This window comes from Sphingomonas sp. NFX23, from assembly GCF_049887795.1.
In the GTDB taxonomy this organism is placed as follows: Bacteria; Pseudomonadota; Alphaproteobacteria; order Sphingomonadales; family Sphingomonadaceae; genus Sphingomonas.
In genome coordinates, this window is the sequence record NZ_JAGEKH010000015.1 from 1 (window position 1) to 2,377 (window position 2,377).

Genomic DNA, 2,377 nt, shown 5'->3' on the forward strand with positions numbered 1-2,377 from the left:
CCAACTGCCTGGCTGGTTCGCCCACTATAACGAGGTGCATCCGCACCGCGCTTTGCGCTATCGATCACCCCGCGAGTTCATCGCGCAAACCTGCGAGGCCCTGTCAGGCCTTTAGGGGGCAACAACATGCCGTTACTCGAGGTTCGCAAAATCCTGACAGCCTAGTTGGTCGCGGAGCTTGGTTATGAACGCATCGTTAGCACCACCGGCAGTGCGCCGTCCGCTCATTCTAGCGGCGGTAATGCTTGCTTCGTTCATGATCGCGATCGAGGCAACGATTGTATCGACGGCAATGCCCCAGATCGCAGGTCAGCTTGGTCAGCTTCAATACTATGCCTGGGTCTTCTCTTCATTCCTGCTCGCGCAGACTGCTACTACGGTGGTGTTCGGCAAGCTAGCGGATCTATATGGGCGGCGGTCGGTGCTGCTGGTTGGCATCGGCATTTTCCTCCTTGGATCAATTTTGTGTGGGTTCGCCTGGTCGATGCCGGCCCTCATCGCGTTCCGTTTAATCCAGGGGCTGGGTGCTGGTGCTATCCAGCCTGTCTCCATCACTGTCATCGGTGATCTTTATGCGGCGCACGAACGTGGCAAGGTGCAAGGCTGGCTAGCAAGCGTCTGGGGCGTGTCATCAGTGATCGGTCCGCTTGCGGGCGGGTTGATCATTCAGCATGTCAGTTGGGCGTGGATCTTCTGGATCAATGTGCCGATCGGATTGGCCGCAGCCGCCGGCTTCTTCCTATTTCTGCGCGAGACGGTCACGACGCACGAGCGTAGCGTCGACGTAGTAGGGGCGGGCCTGTTCACGGTTGCGATCGCGTCGCTGATGGTCGCGCTGACAGAGGCCGGGGCTTCGGACGGGCGCTTCGCGGTGCTAGCTGCGGCAGTATGCCTTGTCGCGGCCGCGTTATTCGTAGTCCAGGAACGGCGTGCTCGCGATCCAATGGTTGCTTTTGCGTTGTGGACGCGTCGCGCGATCGCCACCACCAATGCCGCAACGCTGTTCAGCGGCATGGCGGTGATCGGGCTGACTACCTTTTTGCCGATGTACGTTCAGGCCGTCATGGGCCGCTCGCCGCTCGAAGCAGGCTTCATGTTGACAGCGATGGTACTGGGCTGGCCGATTGCAGCGACGCTTGGTGCCCGTAACTTTGGCCGGTTTGGCCTACGACGAATCCTGGTTTTCGGTGCCGCGCTACTGCCAGTAGGCGCTGTACCGTTCGTATTGCTGTCACCCACCACTTCGCCTCTGGTGGCAGGTCTCGGTTCGCTGATCATGGGTTTCGGTATGGGCTTCCTGAGCACTGCGGCAATCGTACTCATCCAGGACAGTGTCGGGTGGACGGAACGTGGCGCTGCTACAGCATCAAACCTCTTCGCTCGTAATCTCGGCAGCACCCTTGGAGCCGCAGTGCTAGGCACGGTGCTTAACGCCAGCCTCGCACGAGACCATTCGGGGTCGTTGCAACAGGTACAGGAGCTGCTGCACGGCCAAGGGGCCATCGTCGGTGCAGCGGCAAGCCGCGCCGGCCTAGCTCATGGGCTTCACCTGACCTTCTGGGGCGTGTTGATCATAGCGCTGCTTGCTGTGTTACTTTCAGTTTTCGTTCCCCGCGTGACATTCGGGACCCGACCGCCGAAGTAGTTGGCATTCTAACTGCACCTGAACGAGCGTCTGAATTTGGGAAGCCCAAGAGGACTCCGGAATGTCCACTTGTGGGTCTGGCCGGAAGTTGTAGGGGAGGGGCGCGTTCACCCACCTGTGCCTAGCATGGGACCGATAGCCGGTGGAACAGCGCTCATGGCACTCTGTTGCCCTGCGAACAGGCTCTTCTTCGAAGCAGCCCGACGGAGATCGGTTATCTAAGGCCGAACACGCTAGGTGAACAAAGGTCCGTTTCTGGGGAGAGCCGAACAGTCGCTGGGTGACCACTTGTGGGTCGACATGGCTAATTCACGTTGTGGCCGACCGGTAGCGTTCTCGCCAGCTATCAGCGAAGTTTTCAATGAAATCACGCCGACAGGTTCGCGATCCAGTATTTTTGAAAATACTCGGTTGACGTCCCGAGGAGGCCCTCTTAAATACGTCGAACCGCAGCGGAGGGGCTTACCGGCTACCGCGACGGTCGCAAGAAAATTAGATGCTCCAAGCCTTCCGAGAGGAGGGTTATGCGAGTGTCGGTATTTTTGTCGGCTCTTTGACATTGTAGGTTAAGATGAAGGGACATGTGGGCGGCGGCTTGCGGTTCTCGGGCTCCTCAAGGGTTCGGGTAATCGTTTAAAGCTAAGTCGTTCTCATATGTCCTTCACATATTCCATATGTAATGGACACTTTGTCTGGCTTTGGTCGGGTAGGGTGTCTGAATGATATTGTGCA

At 58.1% G+C, this 2,377-nt stretch carries 2 protein-coding genes; both read left to right on the plus strand.

Features of this window, described 5'->3' with window-relative positions:
• A partial coding sequence (locus tag J4O76_RS23305) for an integrase core domain-containing protein (RefSeq protein ID WP_426280402.1) occupies positions 1 to 115 on the plus strand: 115 nt, incomplete at its 5' end.
• 69 nt (positions 116 to 184) lie between these two features.
• Complete coding sequence (locus J4O76_RS23310; RefSeq protein ID WP_426284545.1) at positions 185 to 1,645, plus strand: MDR family MFS transporter; 1,461 nt, start codon at positions 185 to 187, stop codon at positions 1,643 to 1,645.
• The last annotated feature ends 732 nt before the right edge of the window (positions 1,646 to 2,377 follow it).